Origin of the sequence: Aquabacterium sp. OR-4 (assembly GCF_025290835.2) — a bacterium.
Lineage (GTDB): Bacteria > Pseudomonadota > Gammaproteobacteria > Burkholderiales > Burkholderiaceae_C > Pseudaquabacterium.
In genome coordinates, this window is record NZ_JAOCQD020000001.1 from 1,693,203 (window position 1) to 1,713,991 (window position 20,789).

At 70.2% G+C, this 20,789-nt stretch carries 28 protein-coding genes; 26 read left to right on the forward strand and 2 right to left on the reverse strand.

Annotated features, from left to right (window positions below; all coding sequences use genetic code 11):
- Positions 1-20 precede the first annotated feature (20 nt).
- The 21 genes from N4G63_RS07350 to N4G63_RS07450 all read left to right on the forward strand — a co-directional run bounded on the left by N4G63_RS07350 (position 21) and on the right by N4G63_RS07450 (position 12,198).
- Positions 21-860 carry a RecB family exonuclease gene (locus tag N4G63_RS07350; RefSeq protein WP_314599521.1) on the forward strand — a complete coding sequence of 280 codons (840 nt, stop codon included), beginning with the start codon at positions 21-23 and terminating at the stop codon, positions 858-860.
- 22 nt (positions 861-882) lie between these two features.
- Entirely contained in the window at positions 883-2,004 is a 1,122-nt protein-coding gene (locus N4G63_RS07355; protein WP_314599522.1) for a hypothetical protein, read from the forward strand.
- Between the two features lie 7 nt (positions 2,005-2,011).
- The gene (locus N4G63_RS07360) at positions 2,012-3,820 is read left to right on the forward strand and encodes an AAA family ATPase (protein ID WP_260790819.1); all 1,809 of its coding nucleotides are present in this window, start codon (positions 2,012-2,014) and stop codon (positions 3,818-3,820) included.
- A complete protein-coding gene (locus N4G63_RS07365; protein WP_260790821.1) occupies positions 3,820-3,972 on the forward strand; it encodes a hypothetical protein in 153 nt (50 codons plus the stop codon). The genes N4G63_RS07360 and N4G63_RS07365 overlap by 1 nt, the downstream gene beginning before the upstream one ends.
- 105 nt (positions 3,973-4,077) lie before the next feature.
- Entirely contained in the window at positions 4,078-4,965 is an 888-nt protein-coding gene (locus tag N4G63_RS07370) for a hypothetical protein (RefSeq protein ID WP_260790823.1), read from the forward strand.
- Positions 4,962-5,498, forward strand: coding sequence for a metal-dependent phosphohydrolase (locus N4G63_RS07375; protein WP_260790831.1), 537 nt, complete (start codon positions 4,962-4,964; stop codon positions 5,496-5,498). The genes N4G63_RS07370 and N4G63_RS07375 overlap by 4 nt, the downstream gene beginning before the upstream one ends.
- Positions 5,495-6,226 carry a hypothetical protein gene (locus N4G63_RS07380; RefSeq protein WP_260790833.1) on the forward strand — a complete coding sequence of 244 codons (732 nt, stop codon included), beginning with the start codon at positions 5,495-5,497 and terminating at the stop codon, positions 6,224-6,226. The genes N4G63_RS07375 and N4G63_RS07380 overlap by 4 nt, the downstream gene beginning before the upstream one ends.
- Positions 6,227-6,390: 164 nt before the next feature.
- Entirely contained in the window at positions 6,391-7,140 is a 750-nt protein-coding gene (locus N4G63_RS07385) for a phosphoadenosine phosphosulfate reductase family protein (RefSeq protein WP_260790835.1), read from the forward strand.
- A 100-nt stretch (positions 7,141-7,240) separates the two neighbouring features.
- Positions 7,241-7,888, forward strand: coding sequence for a DNA cytosine methyltransferase (locus N4G63_RS07390; RefSeq protein ID WP_260788665.1), 648 nt, complete (start codon positions 7,241-7,243; stop codon positions 7,886-7,888).
- A 92-nt stretch (positions 7,889-7,980) separates the two neighbouring features.
- Positions 7,981-8,226 (forward strand): hypothetical protein, encoded by a 246-nt coding sequence (locus tag N4G63_RS07395; protein ID WP_260787698.1) that lies wholly within the window; start codon positions 7,981-7,983, stop codon positions 8,224-8,226.
- Positions 8,227-8,333: 107 nt separating this feature from the next.
- On the forward strand, positions 8,334-8,552 hold the full coding sequence (locus N4G63_RS07400; protein WP_260787699.1) for a hypothetical protein: 219 nt from the start codon (positions 8,334-8,336) through the stop codon (positions 8,550-8,552).
- Positions 8,552-8,878: a hypothetical protein gene (locus N4G63_RS07405; RefSeq protein WP_260790837.1), complete on the forward strand. Its 327-nt coding sequence runs from the start codon at positions 8,552-8,554 to the stop codon at positions 8,876-8,878. The genes N4G63_RS07400 and N4G63_RS07405 overlap by 1 nt, the downstream gene beginning before the upstream one ends.
- Positions 8,879-8,896: 18 nt before the next feature.
- A complete protein-coding gene (locus N4G63_RS07410) occupies positions 8,897-9,271 on the forward strand; it encodes a hypothetical protein (protein WP_260787700.1) in 375 nt (124 codons plus the stop codon).
- On the forward strand, positions 9,268-9,516 hold the full coding sequence (locus tag N4G63_RS07415; protein ID WP_260787701.1) for a hypothetical protein: 249 nt from the start codon (positions 9,268-9,270) through the stop codon (positions 9,514-9,516). The genes N4G63_RS07410 and N4G63_RS07415 overlap by 4 nt, the downstream gene beginning before the upstream one ends.
- 3 nt (positions 9,517-9,519) lie before the next feature.
- On the forward strand, positions 9,520-9,939 hold the full coding sequence (locus N4G63_RS07420; RefSeq protein ID WP_260787702.1) for a hypothetical protein: 420 nt from the start codon (positions 9,520-9,522) through the stop codon (positions 9,937-9,939).
- Entirely contained in the window at positions 9,936-10,208 is a 273-nt protein-coding gene (locus N4G63_RS07425) for a hypothetical protein (RefSeq protein WP_260787703.1), read from the forward strand. Before N4G63_RS07420 ends, N4G63_RS07425 begins: the two co-directional genes overlap by 4 nt.
- Positions 10,208-10,423 (forward strand): hypothetical protein, encoded by a 216-nt coding sequence (locus N4G63_RS07430; protein ID WP_260787704.1) that lies wholly within the window; start codon positions 10,208-10,210, stop codon positions 10,421-10,423. The genes N4G63_RS07425 and N4G63_RS07430 overlap by 1 nt, the downstream gene beginning before the upstream one ends.
- Positions 10,424-10,425: 2 nt before the next feature.
- Positions 10,426-10,632, forward strand: a complete 207-nt coding sequence (locus N4G63_RS07435; protein ID WP_260787705.1) for a hypothetical protein — start codon at positions 10,426-10,428, stop codon at positions 10,630-10,632.
- A complete protein-coding gene (locus tag N4G63_RS07440; protein WP_260787706.1) occupies positions 10,632-10,940 on the forward strand; it encodes a hypothetical protein in 309 nt (102 codons plus the stop codon). Before N4G63_RS07435 ends, N4G63_RS07440 begins: the two co-directional genes overlap by 1 nt.
- Positions 10,937-11,203 carry a DUF4224 domain-containing protein gene (locus tag N4G63_RS07445; RefSeq protein ID WP_260787707.1) on the forward strand — a complete coding sequence of 89 codons (267 nt, stop codon included), beginning with the start codon at positions 10,937-10,939 and terminating at the stop codon, positions 11,201-11,203. The genes N4G63_RS07440 and N4G63_RS07445 overlap by 4 nt, the downstream gene beginning before the upstream one ends.
- Positions 11,200-12,198, forward strand: coding sequence for a tyrosine-type recombinase/integrase (locus tag N4G63_RS07450; protein WP_260787708.1), 999 nt, complete (start codon positions 11,200-11,202; stop codon positions 12,196-12,198). The genes N4G63_RS07445 and N4G63_RS07450 overlap by 4 nt, the downstream gene beginning before the upstream one ends.
- Positions 12,199-13,016: 818 nt before the next feature.
- Here the strand turns inward: N4G63_RS07450 and N4G63_RS07455 are convergent.
- Both N4G63_RS07455 and N4G63_RS07460 read right to left on the reverse strand, forming a co-directional pair.
- A complete protein-coding gene (locus tag N4G63_RS07455) occupies positions 13,017-13,199 on the reverse strand; it encodes a CsbD family protein (RefSeq protein WP_260787709.1) in 183 nt (60 codons plus the stop codon).
- A gap of 132 nt (positions 13,200-13,331) precedes the next feature.
- Positions 13,332-14,453, reverse strand: coding sequence for a sensor histidine kinase (locus N4G63_RS07460; RefSeq protein WP_314599523.1), 1,122 nt, complete (start codon positions 14,451-14,453; stop codon positions 13,332-13,334).
- A gap of 268 nt (positions 14,454-14,721) precedes the next feature.
- On the opposite strand from N4G63_RS07460, the gene N4G63_RS07465 reads away from it, so the two are divergent.
- From N4G63_RS07465 to N4G63_RS07485, 5 genes are all read left to right on the forward strand, one after another.
- Positions 14,722-17,271, forward strand: coding sequence for an AI-2E family transporter (locus N4G63_RS07465; protein WP_314599524.1), 2,550 nt, complete (start codon positions 14,722-14,724; stop codon positions 17,269-17,271).
- Positions 17,268-18,335, forward strand: a complete 1,068-nt coding sequence (locus N4G63_RS07470) for a YihY/virulence factor BrkB family protein (RefSeq protein WP_260787712.1) — start codon at positions 17,268-17,270, stop codon at positions 18,333-18,335. Before N4G63_RS07465 ends, N4G63_RS07470 begins: the two co-directional genes overlap by 4 nt.
- A gap of 77 nt (positions 18,336-18,412) precedes the next feature.
- Complete coding sequence (locus N4G63_RS07475) at positions 18,413-18,589, forward strand: DUF1328 domain-containing protein (RefSeq protein WP_260787713.1); 177 nt, start codon at positions 18,413-18,415, stop codon at positions 18,587-18,589.
- Between the two features lie 134 nt (positions 18,590-18,723).
- Complete coding sequence (locus tag N4G63_RS07480) at positions 18,724-19,305, forward strand: ferritin-like domain-containing protein (RefSeq protein ID WP_260787714.1); 582 nt, start codon at positions 18,724-18,726, stop codon at positions 19,303-19,305.
- Positions 19,302-20,741 carry a phospholipase D-like domain-containing protein gene (locus N4G63_RS07485; protein WP_314599525.1) on the forward strand — a complete coding sequence of 480 codons (1,440 nt, stop codon included), beginning with the start codon at positions 19,302-19,304 and terminating at the stop codon, positions 20,739-20,741. Before N4G63_RS07480 ends, N4G63_RS07485 begins: the two co-directional genes overlap by 4 nt.
- Positions 20,742-20,789 lie beyond the last annotated feature (48 nt).

The window sequence follows — 20,789 nt, forward strand, 5'->3', positions numbered from 1 at the left end:
ACCACCAGCAGGAGAGACCTGTGAACGCACCCGAACGCATCACCCCAATCGCCGAGGCCGCGCGGGTCTACACCGTGCGGGCCTCGTCGTGGGGCTCGCTGTTCGATTGTTCCTATGCCTGGGAAGGCACGCACCTTCTTGGCCTGCGCAAGCCGTCCGGTCTGCGCGCACAGCTGGGCACCGCCGTGCACGCCAGCACCGCGGTCTTCGACAAGGCCCGGATCACCGGTGAACAGGTCAGCATCGACGATGCCGCCGGCGTGTTCGTCAAGACGCTGCAGGAGCCCGAGAGGGACGTCGACTACAGCCAGGACGATCTGTCGCTTCGCGATGCCGAGCGCATCGGCCTGTCACTGCACACGCGCTACTGCGCGGAGATGTCGCCTCGGTTCCGGTTCTCTGCCGTCGAGTCGACGCTGCAGCCCATGGACATCGACTGCGGCGTCAGCATCATCGTTCGCCTGACCGGATCCATGGATCGCGCACGCATAGCACTGACCGATGCCGGCGAAGTGATCCCGGACATCAAGACCGGCGCACGGGTGATCTCTGACGGTGTGGCGCAAGTCAAGGGTCGCAGCGCCCAGGTCGGCACCTACCAGCTGATGCGCGAACGCGAGACGGGCCGGCCGACTGCCGGCGGCCAGGTCATCGCGCTGCAGACGACCAAGGCCGCAGAGGTGCGCGCGTCGCACGTGTTCGATGCCAAGCGCGTGATGACCGGCACGGACGACAAGCCCGGCCTGATCGAGATCGCGGCGGGCATGTTCCGCAGCGGCCTGTTCCCCCCCAACCCCCAGTCCGTGCTGTGCTCGCCCAGGTACTGCGCGCGCTGGGCTACCTGCCACTTCCACGAATGACCACCCCGGGAGATCCAACCCCATGAACGCGAACCCAACCACCAGCCTCGCCGATGTCAAGCAACACGGCGGCGTGCTGCCGATGATGTCCGACCAGGCCGTCGACATGTTCACCGAGCGCGGCTTCGCGCTGGCAAACCGCATCGCGAAGGCCTACGCCAGCTCCGACGCAGTGCCGGCGCAGTTCCGGTCGCACAACCTCAAGAAGGACGGCCAGGGCAGCGAGATCTGGGTCGAGAACACCGCGGCCATGGGCAACTGCCTGGTGGCCATCGAGGTCGCGCGTGCCGTGGGCATGTCCATCACCGCGGTGATGCAGAACGCCGACATGATCGAGGGCAAGCTGCGCTGGTCCGGCCGCTTCGTGATCGCCGCGATCAACGCATCTGGCCGCTTCACGCCGCTGCGCTTCCAGATGGTCAGCCGCGGCCGCATCAAGGCCAAGTACAAGGAAAAGGTCGGCTGGGACAGCCAGGCCCGCCGGCCCAAGTTCGAGGACCGCGAGGTCGAAGTCGACGACATCGAGTGCATCGCCTGGGCATTGCCGAAAGGCTACCCCGAGCCCAAGCTGCAGCCCGACCAGTTGCGCGCCTTTCCGGGCCGCATGCTCGACCTCTATCGCGCGCTGGGCCTGCCAGTGATCGAAAGCGCGCCGGTGACCATGCAGATGGTCGTCGAGGAAGGCTGGTATGGCAAGCCGGGCAGCAAGTGGCAGACGTCGCTGCGCACGCTGATGTTCCAGTACCGCAGCGGCAGCTTCTTCGGCAACATCCACGCGCCCGACATCGTGATGGGCATGGGCCAGACCACCGAAGAGGTGCGCGATCTGGCGCCGACCTTCGATGTCGACGCCGACGGCGTCATCACCCCGACGCCCATCTCGGAACTGCGCCCGCCGGCGCCGGGGCCGGTACCGATGGCTGACGTCGTCGAGCCGCCAGCGCCAGCAGCGGCAGCGCCCGCGGCGTCGGCTCCAGCTGCTGGGCCTGCCCAGCCCGCCGGTGAATGGGAGCCCAGTCCGGCCGAGCTTGAGCAAATCCGCCAGCGCGAGCTGGCCGAGGCCGCAGGCACAGACCAGCCCGCTGGTGCCCCTGCAGCACCTGCAGGCCGCCGTGCGCGCGCCACCAGCACCAGCATGGAGTGACGCGGCCATGAAGATCATCCGCATCACCGCCGAGGGCTTCCTCGGCGCCCGCTCGGTCAGCGTCGAGACACCCGAGCCCATCCAGCTGTTCGCAGGCGCCAATGGCGCGGGCAAGAGCAGCATCCGCGACGCGGTCGCCCTGGCCCTGACCGCCGACCTCGGCCGCGTGTCGCTCAAGAAGGACGCCGGCCAGCTGGTGCACGCCCAGGCCCAGCACGCGCTGTGCGAGGTCGTGGACGCCGACGGCGACACCTGGGCCGTGACCATCACCGCCACCGGCAAGATCGCCGACAGCCAGAAGGGCCGCGAGGCCGACCCGGTGCTGGCCTACGTGCTGGACGCCCAGCGCTTCGCCCGCCTGGATGCCACGGCGCGCCGCGCCTTCCTGTTCGGCCTGATGGGCGTCAAGAGCGACGCCGTGTCGGTGCGCCAGCGCCTGGTGGCCAAGGGCTGCGACGGCTCGCTGATCGACCGCGTGCTGCCGCTGATGCGCTCGGGCTTCCCGGCCGCGCACGACGAGGCCAAGAGCAAGGCCACGGCCGCGAAGGGCGCATGGCGCGCGGTCACCGGTGAGACCTACGGCAGCGAGAAGGCCAAGACCTGGCGCGCCAGCGTGCCGGCCCATGATCCGGCCGTGGCCAAGTCGCTGGCCACCGAGCTGCAGCATGCCGACATTGCGCTCGAGCAGTGGCAGCGCCAAATCGGCGGCCTGGCCGCGCAGAAGCAGCACCGCGACCAGCTGCGCGCCAAACTGCCCGGCCTGCAAGAGCACGCCGGCCGCATCGAGCGCCTGACCGCCAAGCTGGCCGCCGACACGGCCCAGCTGCAGCACTGGGACAAGGAACTGAAGCGCGTGCGCGCCGCAGCGTCAGGTGGCGCCGTTGAGCGCGCCGGCCTCGTGCACGACCTGGCCAAGTCCGTGAACGCCCTGCTGGTGCTGGGGGGCGTCGACCGCGACAGCGTGGTGGGCATGCAGGCCGACCGCGCACTGGCCACCTACGCTGCAGAGCATGGCCCAGTGGTCGGCGCCCAGGCCGCCGGCCAGGTCGACCATGAGGCCCGCGCGAAGCTGCCCGAGGTCGAGCGCTCGCACCAACTGCTGACGAACTCGGTGGCGAACACCCGCCGCGACCTTGATGCCGCACAGCGCGCGAAGGCCGAAGCAGATGCCGTGGCCGCCGAGCTGGCCGAGCCGTTCGACGCTGCGGCGCTGGATGCTGCCCAGGCCCAGGTCGACACGCTCAAGACCCAGCGCGCCGAGGTCGTGAAGAAGCTCGACGCGCAGAAGTCGATCAGGGCCATGGTCGACGCTGCGGACAAGAAGACGGCCGACGCCGCGGCGCACGCCGCCGACGTTGCCGCATGGGACGCCATCGCCCAGGCCCTGGCGCCCGATGGCATCCCGGCCGATCTGCTGGCCGAGGCCTTGGCTCCGATCAATGACCGCCTGGCGCAGTCGGCCGCCGATGCGCAATGGCCGGCCGTGAGCATCGCCCCGGACATGTTCGTCGCCTACGGCGCGCGGCCCTACGGCCTGTGCAGCGAGTCGGAGCAGTGGCGCGCTGACGCCATGGTGGCCGAGGCCATCGCGCACATCAGCGGCGCGCGGCTGCTGGTGCTGGACCGCTTCGACGTGCTCGACCTGCCCGGCCGTGCCGACCTGATCGCGTGGCTCGACGTGCTGGCCGATGCCGGCGAGATCGACACATGCCTGCTTTTCGGCACGCTCAAGGCGCTGCCGGCCTCCCTCCCCACCACCTTCGGCGCGCACTGGCTGGCTGCCGGCGCCGTCGAGAACCTCAAGGAAGCTGCCTGATGCGCACGGGCCGCCCACCCAAGGCCCCGATCTACGTGCTGGCTCATGGGATCGAGGTCATCGGCGAGTACGCGCCAAACACCAAGTGCCCGTACTGGCGCGTTCGGATCGCCATCCAGGACCAGCAGGCGCAGCAGCGCGCCGCGGCCTGACCCTTTCCCGGGCGCGCGGGACTACGGCCTTTCCTCCCTGGGCCATCCCTTCCCCGCCACCGGCCACGCCGGGCGCCCCTTCTCTTCATCCCCACCGGAGCCCACATGCTTTTTGAACTCCCAACCAACACCGAGTGCGAGCTGGCCACCTTCGTCGGCCGCACGCAGAAGAGCGGCCCCGACGATGTGCCGGCCGTGACCTTCCGCTTGAAGCTGGCCGGCGTGTCGAACACGCTGCTGGACCGCTTCAGCAAGACCATCCGCCACACCATCTACAAGGCTGTCGAGGGCCAGGAGAACCTGCCGGGCGTTGAGGATGTGACGCCGCTGCTGCAGTCGAAGGATCTTGTGCACTGGGCGCCCGAGACCTGCCTGGATGGCTGGACGGTCTACCTGGCGCGCGGCATCAGCGATGGCGACGCGCTGCAGATGGGCGGCTGCAAGATCGACGCCTTCCGCTTCGACTTCTTCGAGGGTGGCCGGATGGATGTGGACTTTCGCATCAGCACGGCCGACGTGGACGAGGACGGCGCCGGCATGCTGTGGGGCCGGCAGAAGCGCAAGGTGTTCGTCACCATCGTGGCGCCCGAGATGCCGGCCGAAAAGGAGCCTGCGATTGACGGCACGAAGGGCCACCCGGGCGCGGTCGCGGCGCAGGGCGATGCCGGCGACCTGTTTGCCCAGGCGGCCCGGGATGAGCTCGGCGCCGGCGAGGCCGAAGATGGAGAGGTTGGCGATGACCAGCACGCGGGCGACTTCGGCACGGCCGACGAGGCCGACCTGGCGGCCGAGGCCGAGCGCGGCGGCGAGGACTGGCCATTCCCGACCGATGGCGAGGCCGGCCCGGTCGAGGGTGCGCAGGGCGCGGCCAGCAACGACGAAGCCGAGCAGGCCGAGCTCGAAGCGGGCATGTCCAAGGCCATCGCCGCCGCGGGCCTGCAACCCAAGGCCGCGCGCCGCCCGCGCCGTGCGGCTGGTGGGGGCATGGAATGAGCCCCGACATCCTCACGGCCGCCGGCCGCTACTTCGACTTCGTGCAGCCCGAGCGCTGCGAGTTCGGCATTGAAGAGATCGCCCACGCGCTGAGCCACATCTGCCGCTTCACCGGCCACGTGCACAGCTTCTACAGCGTGGCCCAGCACAGCGTGATCGTGTCGCACATCGTGCCGCCCAAGGATGCGCTGGCCGGCCTGCTGCACGATGCCGCAGAGGCGTTCATCGGCGACGTGGCCAAGCCGCTGAAGATGCTGCTGCCAGACTACAAGGTGATCGAGGATCGCGTCGAGGCTGCGGTTCTGGGCCGGTTCGGCTTGTCGCCGAAGCTGCCGGCCAGCGTGAAGCGCGCCGACCTGGTGGCGCTGATCACCGAGCGCCGCGACCTGATGCCGTGGCACGAAAGCCGGTGGGATCGCGTCGACGGCGTGCAGCCCCTCTCCGAGGTCATCACGCCGGTGCACAGCGAGGCGGCGCGAACCATGTTCCTGCTGCGCTACAGCGAGCTGACCGGGAAAGCGGTGGATCTGTGATCACCACCCGCGAATCCGTGCGCCAGGCCGTGGCCCGCGCGCTGGTGCTGGCGCCGGGCGACACCGAGGCCGCCATTGCGGTGGTGGCGCAGGCACTGGGCCTGCCTGAGAACATGCAAAACGACATCGAGAAGATCGCTCAAGAGGCGCGCGGCTACATCCGTGATGGCGCCACCGCTTGGGACCGCGAGAACCTGCACGACTGCATCGACAGGCTGGAGGCTGCGGCGTTACTCGGCGGGCTGGCCAAGGGCGATTCCGTCATCACCGGGGCGGGCGACGTTGACCAGCGCGTTTCTGTGGCCGCACCCGGGGCACAGGAAGTAAGCGCCGTCAGCGTCAACCTCGGGCTCCACAGCCCGGAACATGACCTCAAGCCCGCAGTGTCGGCATTGCCACATGGTGCACCTCCTGCGCGCGAGGACTACGTGCGCGCGGCCAAGATCATCGCATTGGCGTACGGCCGGCACGATGACGCGCCGGCCTACTTGCCACGAACCGAAAACGAGGCGGCGTGCTTTGAGCCACACCCCTGGGTGGTGCTTGCCATGATGCAGGCTTACGCCGATGGGCGTGCATCGGCAGATGGCCGCATGGCCGCCGTCCCTGATCTGCTGGCCTGCGTGCGCGACCTGGTGGGCCAGATCACGGCCTTTGCCGAGCAGCACGGTGAGGCTGATTTCGAGACAGGCCGGGCGACTGCGCTGCTGGCGCGGCTTGGGGCCTAACGTTCGAGCTAACCGGGAGCCCACAGCGTGAGCGAACCTGTAAGAAAAGCTGAGGAGTTGCCCGCTGTGGGCGCTCCGGTTGCGCTCTAACGTGGAGTTAAGCGGCCGTACTCGGTCGGCTCGAACGAGGAGTTATACGTCTTGGTTCCGAAGCGGGAGAAAACATGAGCGTCAAGGTATTGGTTCCAGTCAGCGGCGGCAAAGACTCGCAGGCTGCGCTAAAGATGGCGATGCAGCACCATGCGCCGGAAGACGTGCGCGGGCTGTTCTGCGACACCCAGTTCGAGCACCCGCTGACGTATGCGCATGTGGAGAAACTGCGCGCGTTGTATGGGCCGGTGAGGATTGACACGGTGACTGGTGGGTCGGTCATGGAGAAGTCGATCAAGTACGGCCGGTTTCCTGGTGGCGGTGCGCGACACTGCACCGACGAACTCAAGATTCGTGAGACGCGCATCTACTGCAAGGCGCTGGCCGAAGAACAAGGCGGCTTTGAGGTTTGGTACGGCATGCGCACCCAGGAAAGCCCCGAGCGCGGGAAGCGCTACGCCGGCAAGCTGGACGATGCCCTGTACCACCCGCACGAGGTGATGACCAAGTATCCGAAGTACCTGGGCAAGATGGGCGTGCGCTTCCGACTCGCTATCTGTTCCTGGTCGGAGTCCGACGTGTTGGAGTACCTGGACGGCCAAGAGAACCCACTGTACGCCGCAGGCTTCCCGCGCGTCGGGTGCTTCCCGTGCCAAGCGTCCGGCGACGTGTGGAAAGAGAAGGCCTACGCCTTCGACGAGTTCGGCGCGGCACAAAAGGCCAAGGTCATGATCGTGTCGAAGCAGATCGGCAAAAGCATGTGGAACAGCAAGGGCGGCAAGGTGCGCAACGAATCGCCCGGCTGTGAACTGTGCGCGCATTGAAGACGTATAACGCTGAGGTAAGCAGGTGACAACGGCGCTACAAATGCAAGACGAAGCCACCAGCGGTGCCGCCGTTGGCGCTCTGCTTGACCGACGTGTTATGCCCCGCCGCGCGCCACGTTGCCTGGACTTGTTTTGTGGCGCTGGCGGTGCTGGCATGGGCCTGCACCGCGCCGGCTTTGAAGTGGTGGGCGTGGACATTCACCCGCAGCCTTACTACCCTTTCACGTTCCGCCAGGGTGACGCGCTGGACGCAGACCTAGAGGGGTTTGATCTGGTGTGGGCTTCGCCGCCGTGCCAGGCGTACACCGAGATGCAGCGCATGCACAAGAACAGCGCCGCACACAAGGACTTGGTGGCGCCGATGCGGGCGAAGCTGCAAGCGTGGGGAGGCTTGTGGATCATGGAGAACGTGGCCGGTAGCCCGCTGCGCGAAAGCCTGATGCTCTGCGGCTCGATGTTCGGGCTGCGGATTGCGAAGCACCGATTCTTTGAGGCTAGCTTTGAACTTCCGCTGCTGATGCCGCCCTGCGACCACCGCGACCTGTACGACCCGTGGCACGGCAAAGGCCGCACGGCAGACAAGATGCGCGCGGCGCAGGGCACGCCCTGGATGCCGAGCAGCGGCGGCGCTTCGCGGAAGCGGGGCGAGACAGGCGACACGAACAACGCGATACCGCCCGCGTACTCTGAATTTCTAGGCTCGCACGCCCTAGTGGTGATTGCGGGGCATAACGACCCGAGCTAAGCGGCGCCGCCGAGGTTCCACCAGATGAACTGCTGCTGTTGCGGCGTCCGCGCTTGAGCGAGTTGTTAGGCGTGGTGAACGGAGTGGAAACTATGGAAAAGTTTGCAGCCTTGAAGAAGGCAAGGGAAGACGACGGGCCTTGCCCGAGCGATTACTGGGGCAACAAGAATCCGCGCTGCCCGCACTGCGGCACCGAGTGCAGTGTGATCGAGAACGAATGGTGGGAGCTGTACGAAGAAGGCGAGCACGAGGTGTCATGCCCGCACTGCGAAGGCGATTTCAGCGTGAGCGTGCGTGTGAGCCACAGCTACAGCACCGACAAGCAGGAAGACGCCTAACACCCAAGCTCAGGCGGGCGCGGAGGCCGCAGGCCGTAGCGACTCGCCTGCAGCGCCGTGTTAGGCCCCACGAACCGACCGACGAACCCGTAAGAAGGACTTACAAGATGCGACACGAATCAATGGCTGCGCGCCGGCTGATTGCGCAGAACAGGGCGCAGAAAGCCCGGGCCGCGACCACGACGTTGCAGACCAGGCAAGAGCCTGACGGCTCGTGGTCGGCCGCCATGCTGGTGACGGGTCTGGCTGATGAGCGCATGGCCGACGCTGCCGTGGCGCACATGCAGCGACTGTTCTGTGGCGATGAGATCAAGGGTGAACAATGATGCTTGATGAGCAATGGCAGCAACACATCGCCGGCACGGCGGCGCACTGGTGCGAGATGGCGAAAGAATCTGTGCGAGAGGCGGCGGCAGAGCACGCTAGGCCCAGCGCGGTTTTCAAGCCGCGCCTGAGCATTGACGGCGACCAGTGGTGCGCGCTGTACGGCGAAAACCTGCAAGACGGCGTGGCCGGGTTCGGAGACTCGCCAGCCGATGCGATGTGGGACTTTGACCGCGCATGGGGTGCAAAGCTGCCGGCACGGCAGGCCAAAAGCAAAGCGGATGAAGTGTTGCGGGCGCACGGCTTCCCCGAACTGCGAGCCGGCTAACTCGTCGCTACACGAATCATGAAAAATCGCCACCCCAACCGCCGGAGCAAGTGGGCGCACATCAACACGCCGCATGGTCTGCGCAACCGCAAGGCCAAGGCCGACGCGAAGCGCGAGGCCATTGCCGCACTGGTGCCGGCCGCGTACGAGCCGCCGCGACCAGGCACGCACTGGCAGCGCATCGTGATCGACCTGTACGTGCCGACCCACGGCCGGTGCGAGCAGCATGCGGTGATGATCGATGGCCAGACCGTTGGTCTGCTGGGGGCGACGGCCATTGCCGAGCGGGTGCGCGGATTGATCCGACCGCGGCCGAGCCGCGACGCCCAGGCCGAGGTGCGGCGCGCGGAGTGGCGCGAGGCCTTGGCCGCCCATGTTGGGGGCCGGCCATGAGCAAACGCGCCCGCACCCGCGCCGCTGCTGTGGCGGCCAAGCATGTGGCCACGGTGCCGCTGGCCGCGCACGACGACGGCCACGACGACGACGACGGCTGCTGCTTCGACTGCGGCCAGCCCTGGGACTTGTGCGAGTGCCACGAAGGCGCCGAGTGCGGCCGCTGGCGCAACGGCGTGCTGTCCGACAGCTGCAGCAAGGCCGGCAGCGAAGAGTGCGATTTCGAGTGCCCGTTTTCGAGGTAACCCATGCCCATCAAACCCGAGAACCGCAACCGCTACCCGAAGGACTGGCACGCGATCCGCGCCCGCATCCTGGCCAGGGCCGGCAACGTCTGCGAGAAGTGCAAAGCGCCGAACCGCACGCGCATCGCGCGCGGCGCCGGCGACGACGAAGGCACCTACATGCTGGACACCGCCGAGGTGTTCTGCGCCGAGACCGGCCAGCGTCTGGGCCAGTGCCGCATGAGCGACTACGAGGTCGGCCGCATGGTCGACGTGGTGCTGACCATCGCCCATCTGGACCACGTGCCCGAGAACTGCGCGGACGACAACCTTCGGGCCTGGTGCCAGCGGTGCCACCTGCGCTATGACCACGATCACCACCGCGCCAACAGCCAGGCCACGCGCCGGGCTCGGGCGGGAACCTTGGAGCTGTTCTGGCCATGAGCAACGACACGATGAGCAACCAGAGCGTGCTGCGCGATGACCGCCGCACGGTGACGCAGCTTCTGGCGGCGGCGGAGAAGGACACCGACGCGGTGAGCGTCTTCATGGCCGGCTGCACGGTGGCCGACACCGAGGCCGCGGTGTTCGTGGTGAAGGGGCCGCAGGCCATCGCCTACCTGCGCGAGCTGTGCAAGCGCCAAGGGTTGCTGACGGACAAGCCCGTCACCGGGCCGGCCTGCAACCTGCGGCGGCCGTGGGAGGCGCCGTGATGGCCCGCCGCCGCTTCCGCTGGACCCGCGAGCGCTACCGCAAGGCACACCACCTGTCGCGCTTGTTCGCGCGCTGGGTGTACGACCTGCCCAGCGAGCCGCCGCAGCTTGTGCAGCGCCTGTGGGAGCTGTACGAGCGCCACCCACAGAACCCCGACCCGCTGCTGACGCCGCTGAAGTACAGGCACGAACGAGACAGCGAGATTCCGTTCTGACCATGCGCCCCTGCTGCCAGTCCTGCGCCACCGGCCGCCCCGAGCACATCGTCACCGATGCAGCCGGCCGCCCGTGGCGCTTCGAGATGCACCCGTTCTGCGGCCCCATCGTGCTGCGCCAGGACGGCCAGCCGAAGGCGACGCAGCCCGGCAGCCGGTCGCCGTTCTGGCCGGCGTTCGATGCGTGGCAGGACGCGCGGAGAAGCTGATGCCCGGCAACCCGATGCACCTGCGCCAGTTCAGCCGCCACCAGCTGATCGAGGAACTGGCGCGCCGCGCGAACGAGGCGCCGACCGCGAAGCCTGAGCGCTGGTGCCACGACTGCACGCACTTCGTGGCATGGCTGGATCAGGATCCGCCGAAGCGCCGCGACATGCCCGATGGCTACAACCCGTGCACCAAGGGCCACGCGATGCGGTTCATGGCGCCGGAAGAGATCGACGACGAGTATGGGTTCTACCGGCCGGTGTGCACCGACCGGGATGAGCCAGCAACACCGGAAGGCCGCGAGCCGTGACCATCGACACCATCGACAAAGGCCCACCCGCCAACGACGGCGGCCTGATGCTCACGACCGACGAGATCCAGGCCCTTACCGGCTACCGGCAGCCGGCCAAGCAGCTGGCCGAGTTGCACCGCCAGGGCTACTGGCGCGCCCGCCGCGCGCCGATCACCGCCCGCATTCTGGTCGAGCGCGCACACTACGAGGCCGTGGCCCGTGGCCAGGACACGGCCCCCACCGCCAACGCGCGCCCCGCGCCGAAGCTCCGACTGGCATGACCCGATCCGATCTGCCGCGCCGCGTGTACGAACGGCATGGCGCCTGGTACTACGTGACCCCGGCCGCCGGCAAGTGGGTGAAGCTGGCGCGCGTGTCCGATGGCCTGCCGGCCATGTACCGCGCCCTCGCGCGCCTGACCGACAGCGAAGCCACCAGCGACCGCATGCCGGCCGTCATCAGCCGATGGCTGGAGGCCAAGCGCGGCGAGTGGAGCGCCGGCCATGCCCAGGATCAGGAACGCATCGCCGACCGCATGGGCAAGGCCTTTGCCGAGTTCACGCCGGCCGAGGTGACGACGCCGGTGTGCGCGCAGTACCTCAAGACCTATGCCACCCAGGCGCGCACGCACAACCAGCACCGAACGATGCTTTCGCAGGTGCTGGCCTTCGCCGCCATCGAGGGCCTGCGCGAAGGGCACAACCCGGTGGCCAACATCCCGCCGAAGCGCCTGCTCGGCCGCGTGCGGATCGTCACCGACGACGAGGTGCGCGCGCTCAAGGCTGCCGCGCTGCAGCAGAGCCGCAACGGCGAGGCGCTGGTGAAGATGATCGAGTTGGCCCTGCTCACCGGGCAGCGCATCAGCGATGTGATCGGCATGCGCTGGCAGGACGTCAGCGACCAGGGCGTCACCGTCGTGCAGGACAAGGGTCAAGGCCGCGTGCGCCTACTGATCGAGATGACGCCAGCCCTGCGCGCGGCCGTCGATGCCTGCGCCGAGGGCACCCATCGAATCGGCCACCTGCTCAAGACGCAGAGCGGCAGCGGCTACACCTACGCCGGCATCCGCTCGGCCTGGGTGCGCGCCTGCGCGCGAGCCGGCATCACTGACCTGCACATCCACGACCTGCGCGGCCGTGCCGGCGTGGACGCCATCGAGGCCACCGGCACGCAGGACGTGCGCGCCGCGCAGCGCCTGCTCGGCCACAAGGGCGAGGCGATGACCCGCCACTACACCGAGGGCAAGTACGCCAAACGGGTCAAGCCGGCCCGCTGAAGCTGTCCAACAGGCCCGCTGGGAGCCGCATGAATGCTGGGGCCTACGCGAATTTCACCGTTGGACAGTTTTTAGGTATGTTGTTGATTTAGTTAGATATACCCGGTGCCTTCTAAGCAGCAGGTCGGGGGTTCGAGTCCCTCCGGGCAGGCCAGCGCCAGACGCTTGGCGTCCCAAGGTGCTCCTCAGATCAGGCTTCTTGATGGCGTGCCGCAGCGTGGTGCAACTCGACGATCGCCGAAACGATCTCGATACACCGGTACTGGGGTTCGGCGCTGGATGGCCGAGGCCCGAGCCGGGGCGGTGCCGCTGAGGCGCTGCAGGCCCACAGGCTGCGAGCACCGGCGGCTCAGGTTCCATCCGTTGTTTTGCTCCAGCCGCCTGGCGCCCACCAGGCGCGTGCTGGCCGTTGATGCCGCGCCGTTGCAGGTGCGCGTCCTGGACCACCTGTTTGGCGAAAAGTCGGTGGCCATGGTTGCGCTGACCATGCGGCGCCGGGACTTGTTGACCCAGGCAGAAGCGTTGCGCATGAACTGCGCACCGCTGGGTCAATCGCCGTCAATGGACTGGCTCAGGAGCGCATTGCCCCGTTCGTCGCGCCCTGCGCAATGCCGGCTGGCTGTTCGGCGCCTCGCGCCATGGCCGGTGCGGTGGGCGCGGGTGGCCTGGGCGACCTGGCCATCCGCTACGGCTAGCAGCGCTTTGACACGACCACCATGGCGGCGGTGATCGTGGTGCTGATCGCCAGACAGGCGCTGATGCGCCCGGCCGTCCGGCGGGCGCGGGCACGCCAGACCGTCAGGCGAGCGCGGGTGCGTTCAGTGGCGCGAGGTCTTGACCACCGCCTCCTTCAGGTCGCCCACGGCCTTCTGGCCCTTGCCTTCCACCTGCTTGGCCACGCCCTTGGCCACGGTCTTGGGGCTGTCCACCAGTTCGCCAGCCTTTTGCTGCACCTTGCCGGCGGCCTGCTTGACGGTGCCCTTGATCTGATCCTTGTTCATGAGATGCCTTTCGATGGGTTGCTGACAGGTTCACGCGCTGGCCGGCTGGCCCGGCGTGTCGATCCTCGATCGATGGCCTCATCGTGAACCGCGCAGCCGGCGGCCCGTGTCGTCCGGTGGCGCGGCCGCGTGTCAGCGCTGGCCGACAGGCGCGCGGGCCGCGTCGCCCGGGGCCTTGAAGCGCACCTGCACCGAGGTGCCGCCGCCGCTGCGTGCCTGCACCGTCAGCTCGCCGCGCAGCGAGCGGCTGAGCCCCGTTGCGATGCGCATGCCCAGCCGATCGCCCGCGGCGCGGCCGGCATCGGCGGCGTGGGGCGCCGCCGTGGCGGCAGATTTGGTTGCCGCCGCCGTGGCGGCGGGGTGGGCTGCCGCCGCCGTGGCGGCGGGCTCGAAGCCCGCGCCCGGGCCGCAACCGTCGTCGTCCACGCACAGCAGGGCCTGGCCGTCGGGCTGCTCGCTGAGATGCACCCACAGCCGGCCGCTGTCGCGTTCGCCGAAGGCATGCTTGGCGGCGTTGGTCAGCAGCTCCATCACCAGCAGGCACAGGTTGAGCTTGGGTTCGACCCCCAGCGGCAGCGGCTGCGCGTTGACCTCCAGCACCAGGCCCGGCCGGCCCAGGCCCTTGACCAGATCGGCGCACAGCCCGGGCAGCAGGGCCTGGATGGGCGCCACCAGGGTGTCGGGGTCGTGCAGCTGGCGGTGCAGGCGCGACAGCATGTCGAAGCGGCGGCGCGCGTCGCCCACCGCGTCGCGCGCCTGCGGCAGGTGGCTCAGCCGGCGCTCCTGGTCGGCCAGCACCGCGCCCATCAGCATCAGGTTGTTGGCCACGCGGTGCTGCAGCTCCTGGAACAGCACGGTGCGCTCGGCCAGCAGCTCGTCGGTGCGCCGCTGCAGCGTGGCCAGGCGGGTGTGGGCGGTGAGCATCAGGTCGATGACCACGATGTCGACGACGCAGATGCCGACGAAGAAGGCCACCGCCACGCCGCTGGAGCCGGTGAGCGCAAAGCTGCCGTGCGGCGGGATGAACCAGTACCAGGCCGACAGCACCGACAGCACCGCGCTCACCACCGCCGGCCCGCGGCCGCAGAAGAAGGTGGAGAGCACGATGGCCGGAAAAAACGTCAGGAACGGAAAGCCCGCCGCCAGGTAGCCGTCGACCGCAAAGCGCGCCCACAGCGCCAGGCCGGTGAGCGCCAGCGCCACGCCATGGGCCGCCAGCGGCCGCCCGCGCAGCAGCACGGCGGCGCGCAACATGCGGCCGATCCACCCCACGGGTGCGTTCGGAGGTTCGGCGGCGGCTGGGGACGATGAGGCGGTGGACATGGACTCGGTACGGCAATCCGGTCGGCAGCGATGGGCTGGCGCGCGCTGCGCAGTTTAGACACTGCCGCGGGCCCGGCCCGGGCGCCGTCCTACACACCAACGCGCGGCCGGCCGATCGCCGGTGCCGGGCGCGCGCGATGCAATGGCCCACAGCGGTGACAGCAGCCGCCAGCCCACCCGCCGTACTGCCACCGCCAACATGACCGACGCCCGCCCCGCCCTTGCGCCGCCTGCTGCCCTGGCCCCCGCAACCGCACCCGCACCCGCATCCGAGCCTGGGGCGGCGCAGGCGGCGGCCACCGGCGCAGCGCTGGTCGAGCCGCTGCAGCGCCCGCGCTGGAACGCCGGCGCCCTGCTGGCCACGCTGGCCATCGGCGCGGTGCTGTATGTGGGCCAGGCGATCCTCGTGCCGCTGGCGCTGGCCACGCTGCTGGCCTTTGTGCTCGACCCGCTGGTGGGCTGGCTGCGCCGCGTGGGCCTGCCGCGCACCCCGGCCGTGGTGGCGGTGATGCTGGCCACCGTGCTGGTGCTGGGCGCCACCTCGTTTTTCGTGGCCGGCCAGGTGGCCCATCTGGCCAAGAACCTGCCCACCTACCAGTCGACCGTGCAGAGCAAGCTGCGCGCGCTGCGCGAGCAGCTGGCCAGCTCCTCAGGCAGCTTCGACGCCACCTCGCGCATGCTCGACGCGCTGGGCGGCGAGCTCGACGCCGCGCGGCGCGAGCTGGCCGGCCCCAGCACCGAGACGCCGCCGATCCGCGTGGCCATGGGCAGCGAGCCGCGCAGCGCATTGCAGGCGCTGGGCGATCTGGTCGAGCCGCTGCTGGGCCCGCTGGGCACGGCCGGCGCGGTGCTGCTGTTTCTGCTGTTCGTGCTGATCGAGCGCCACGACATGCGCGACCGCCTGCTGCGCCTGACCGGCGGCGACCTGCACCGCAGCACCGACGCGCTGGGCGAGGCCGGCCAGCGCGTCAGCCGCTACCTCACGATGCAGCTGCTGGTGAACCTGAGCTACGGCCTGCCGCTGGGCCTGGGCCTGTGGCTGATCGGCGTGCCCGGCGCACCGCTGTGGGGGCTGCTGGGCGCGCTGCTGCGCTTCGTGCCCTATGTCGGGCCGCTGGTGGCGGCGGTGTTTCCGCTGACGCTGGCCTTCGCCGTCGACCCCGGCTGGCAGATGGTGCTGTGGACGCTGGCGTTGGTGGCCACGCTCGAGCTGATCATCAACAACCTGGTCGAGCCCTGGCTGTACGGCGCCAGCACCGGCCTGTCGGCCCTGGCCATCGTCGTCTCGGCCATGTTCTGGACTCTGCTGTGGGGCCCGGTGGGCCTGATCCTGGCCACGCCGCTGACCGTGTGCCTGGCGGTGCTGGGCCGCCATGTCACGCAGCTGGCCTGGCTGGATGTGCTGCTGGGCAGCGAGCCGGTGTTCGACCAGCCCACCCGCCTGTACCAGCGCCTGCTGGCCGGCGATGTGGAAGAGGCCATCGAGATGTGCGAGGCCCAGGCCCGCACCGACGGCCTGCTGGCCTGCTACAGCGGCACCGCCGTGCCGGCCATGGCCCTGGCCGCGCGCGAGCACAGCCGCGCCGCCAGCGCCGAGCACCGCCACCGGGTCAGCACCGGCATGAGCACCCTGCTGCGCAGCCTGCGCGACGAACTGCCACCGCCCGACGACGCCGCGGCCGAGCGCCCCGGCGGCCGCAACGCCAGCGCCGCCGGTGCCGGCACGCCGCCAGGCCGCCGCGCGCGCGTGCTGTGCGTTGGCGCCCGCTGGGAGGTCGACACCCTGGCCGCCGAGATGCTGGCCCATGCGCTGGCCCACCAGGGCGTGGCCACCCGGCTGGCCCCGGCCGCCGCCGTCAGTGCCGACCATCTGCAGACGCTGGATCTGCAGGGCATCGAGGTGCTGTGCCTGTCGGTCTTCAGCAGCACGCCCGAGGCCCAGCTGCGCTACATCGCCCGCCGCCTCAAGCGCCGCGCCCCGGGCCTGCGCCTGCTGGTGGGGCTGTGGAACGCCCCGCCGCAGCTGCTGCAGCCCGATGGTGCCGAGCGCCTGGGCGTGGATGCCGTGGCGCGCACCCTCAGCGAGCTGGTGCAGCGCCTGCAGACCTGGCTGAGCCAGCCCGCCAGCGGCCCTGCCGCGCCACCAACGGCGCCACCGCAAGAGCGCCAGCGCGTGCAGGCCCTGCGCGACAGCGGCGCACTGGCGCCGGCCCGGCGCGCCCTGCTCGACCGCGCCGCGCTGCGCGCCGCCGATGTGCTGGCCGCGCCGATGGCCATGGTCACGCTGGTCGACGCCGACGACGCGCTGTGGCAGGGCGCTGCCGGGCTCGACCTGCATGCCCCCGACCTGCCGCGCCGCCAGCCGCGCCAGGCCACGCTGTGCCATCAGGTGGTGCTGGACGGTGCGGCGCTGTTCGTGCCCGACATCGAACGCGACCCGCGCTTTGCCGCCCATGCTTCGCGCCAGGCCCTGGGCCTGCGCAGCTATGCCGGCGCGCCGCTGCTCAACGCCGAGGGCCTGGCCATCGGCACGCTGTGCGTGGTCGACACCGTGCCGCGGGCGCTGAGCGAGGCCGAACAGGCCCTGCTGCAGACCATGGCCCGCTCGCTGATGCTGCAGCTGGCACGCTTGGCGCGCTTGTCGCAGGCCCCGCCCTCGGCGGCTGCCGACCGGGCAGCCGACACCGCCCACGACGCCGCCACCGCCCGCGATGGCCTGGGCCCGCTGGGCGCGGTGCCGGCCGCATGAGCACCGCTGCCCGCCCGCCCGGCACCCCGCCGCCGGCGCCAGCGACCCGCCCGCCGCGCCCGCGCCGCGCCGCGCTGGGGCCCATCCTGCGCGCCGCGGTGCAGGGCTGGATCGACGACCGGGCCGCCAGCATGGGCGCGGCACTGGCCTACTACACGCTGTTCTCGATGGCGCCGCTGCTGCTGATCGCCATCTCGGTGGCTGGGCTGGCCTTTGGCGCCGAAGCGGCGCGCGGCGAGATCGTGCGCCAGCTGGCCGGCGTGGTTGGCCGCGAGGCCGCGCTGGCCGTGCAGGGCCTGCTCGACAGCGTGAGCCGGCCCAGCGATGGCCTGGCCGGCGCGCTGGGCGGCCTGGCGCTCACGCTGGTGGGCGCCACCACCGTGCTGGCCGAGCTGCAGGATGCGCTCGACCGCATCTGGCGCGCGCCGGGCACGCCGCGCCAGGCCTGGTGGCTGCTGTTGCGCGCCCGCCTGCTGTCCTTCGGCCTGATTTTGGGGCTGGGCTTTCTGATGATGGTGTCGATGCTGGCCAGCACCGCCATCACCGCGCTGCAGGCCTGGTCGGTGCAGTGGCGCGGCGACTGGGGCCTGGCGATGCAGGTGATGAACCTGGGGCTGAACTTCGTATTCGTGACCGTGCTGTTCGCGATGATCTACAAGCTGATGCCGCGGGTGCGCATCGCCTGGGCCGATGTGTGGATCGGCGCGCTGGTGACCGCGCTGCTGTTCACCGTGGGCCGCCTGCTGATCGGCGCCTACCTGGCCGACAGCGCGCTGGTCTCGGGTTTCGGCGCGGCCGGATCGCTGGCCGCCATCCTGGTATGGGTGTACTACTCGGCGCAGATCTTCCTGCTGGGCGCCGAGTTCACCTGGGCCTATGCCCACCATGCCGGCTCGCGCCGCCAGGCGCCCCAGCCGGGCTTGTCGGGCTTGTCGGGCTTGTCGGGCTTGTCGGGCTTGTCGGGCTTGCCGGGCTTGCCGGCGCCGGCCCCGCATGCCAACCCGGTGCCGTCCTACAGCGCCGCGCAGCCCGCGCCGATGCAGCCGCCGGCCGCGCGCTCCTAAGCTGAACCCAGCACCGACACCCCAGCCCCGCCGGGCCCCGGTCGGCCCCGCCACCCGCACCGCAAAGGACATCCACCATGATCAAGTGGGCCCTCATCTTCGCCGCCATCTCCCTGGTCGCCGGCCTGCTCGGCTTCAGCGGCGTGGCCGCCGGCGCGGCCGGCATCGCCAAGCTGCTGTTCGTGCTGTGCCTGGTGATCTTTCTGGTGCTCATTGCACTGGCCGTGATGGGCGTGGGCGCCCTGCGGCGCTGATCCGGGCCCAACACCTCGCCGGCGCAGGCCGGCCGCAATCCTTCACCCGGCCTGGCGGGGGCGGCATACCCGCCCACCCCAGCCCACCCCAGCCCGACCCAGCAACCCACCCCAGCCAACCCGGAGAGCCAGCCATGCCCGCCAAGCCCACCCCGATCCAGCGCGCCCAGCCGCGCAGCAACCCGCCCGCGCCCGAGCATGTGCTCGCGCTCGACCAGGCGGCGCTGGACGCCGCCCGCAAGAACCTCGACGAAGGCGCGGTCACGCCCGGCTACGGCCCCTGGCGCGACAGCATCGTCAAGCTGCTCAACGACGCGCTGGCCACCGAGCTGGTGTGCGTGCTGCGCTACAAGCGCCACCACTTCACCGCGCATGGCATGGCCTCGCCGGCCATCGCCGCCGAGTTTCTGGTGCATGCCAACGAAGAGGCGGCCCATGCCGACAAACTGGCCGAGCGCATCGTGCAGCTCGGTGGCGAGCCCGACTTCTCGCCGGCCACGCTGCTAGAGCGCAGCCATGCCGACTACGACGACTCCGACGAGCTGATGGCCATGGTGCGCGCCAACCTGGTGGCCGAGCGGGTGGCGGTGGAAAGCTACCGCCAGATGATCGCGCTGATCGGCGACAAGGACCCCGGCACCCGCCGCCTGCTCGAAGGCATCCTCATCGACGAGGAAGAGCACGCCGACGAGCTGGCCGACCTGCTCGAAGAGTGAGCGCCCGGCCCGCGGTCTTCGGCCTGGCGGCCGCCGGGCTGGCGCTGGCCGCCGGGCTGCAGTCGGGCTGTGCCATCGGCGCGCTGCGCAGCGACGAGGCCGCCCAGGCCGCCGCCGCCGTGCCGGCCCGGGTGTCGGCCAGCGCGGTGGCCCGCGCGGTGGACGTGACCGGCCGCCGCGGCCGCCTGAGCGCCGCGCAGCGCGAGGCGCTGATCCAGCGCATCGGCGCGCAGGGCGGCGCCAACCAGCTCAACCGCCACCTGCTGGCGATGGCCTCGTTCGACGAGGTCGACCTGTTCGCGCACAACCAGACCACCCTGCTGATCGACGGGCCCAGCACCTTTGCGGCCATGTTCGCGGCCATCGAGCAGGCCCGCCAGAGCGTGCTGCTGCAAAGCTACATCATCGAAGACGCCGCCATCTCGCAGCGCCTGGCCGAGCTGCTGGCACGCAAGCGCGCCCAAGGCGTGGCGGTGGCCGTGCTCTACGACGACCTGGGATCGATCGGCACGCCGCGGCAGTTCTTGCAGGCCCTGCAGGCGGCCGGCGTGCCCACCTGCGCCTTCAACCCGGTGAGCCCGTTCAAGCGGCCCGGCTACTGGGGCATCTCGCACCGCGACCACCGCAAGATCCTCACGGTGGACCGCGGCACCGGCTTCACCGGCGGCATCAACATCAGCGCCGTGTATGCCTCGGGCTCGTTCGGCCGCGCCCGCCTGCGCACCGCCAGCGATGCCCAGCGCAGCGGCTGGCGCGACACCCAGGTGCGCCTGCAGGGCCCGGCCGTGGCGGCGCTGGAGGATGTGATGCGCAAGACCTGGGCCGACCAGGGCTGCCGCACGCCGCTGCCGGCCCCGGCCAGCGCGCCGGCACTGGCGCCGGCCGCCGCCGACGTGGTGCGCATCGTGCCCTCGGGCCCCGACGACGCCGACAGCCGCATCTACGCGATGCTGCTCAATGCCATCGACACCGCCAGCCGCAGCGTGCAGCTGACGATGGCCTATTTCGCCCCCGGCCAGGAGATGGTGGACGCGCTGTGCGACGCCGCGCGCCGCGGCGTCGACGTGCGCCTGATCCTGCCTTCGATCAGTGACTTCGCGCCGGTTCTGCACGCCGGGCGCAGCCACTACCAGCGCCTGCTCGAGGCCGGCGTGCGCCTGTACGAGCTGGACGACGCGGTGCTGCATGCCAAGACCGCGGTGATCGACGGCGTGGTGTCCACCGTGGGTTCCAGCAACATGGACTGGCGCAGCTTCGTGGCCAACAACGAGGTCAATGCGGTGGTCTTCGGCGAGAACTTCGGCAGCGCCATGGACACGGTGTTCCAGAACGACCTGCGCCGCTCCACCGAGATCACGCCGGCGCTGTGGGCACAGCGCCCGCTGGCGCAGCGGGCCAAGGAATCGCTGGCGCGCTTGTTCGAGCGCCTGTGGTGAGGGTGCGGCGGCGGCCGCCGCCTGCCGGCCGGCAGGGTGCAGGGGGCC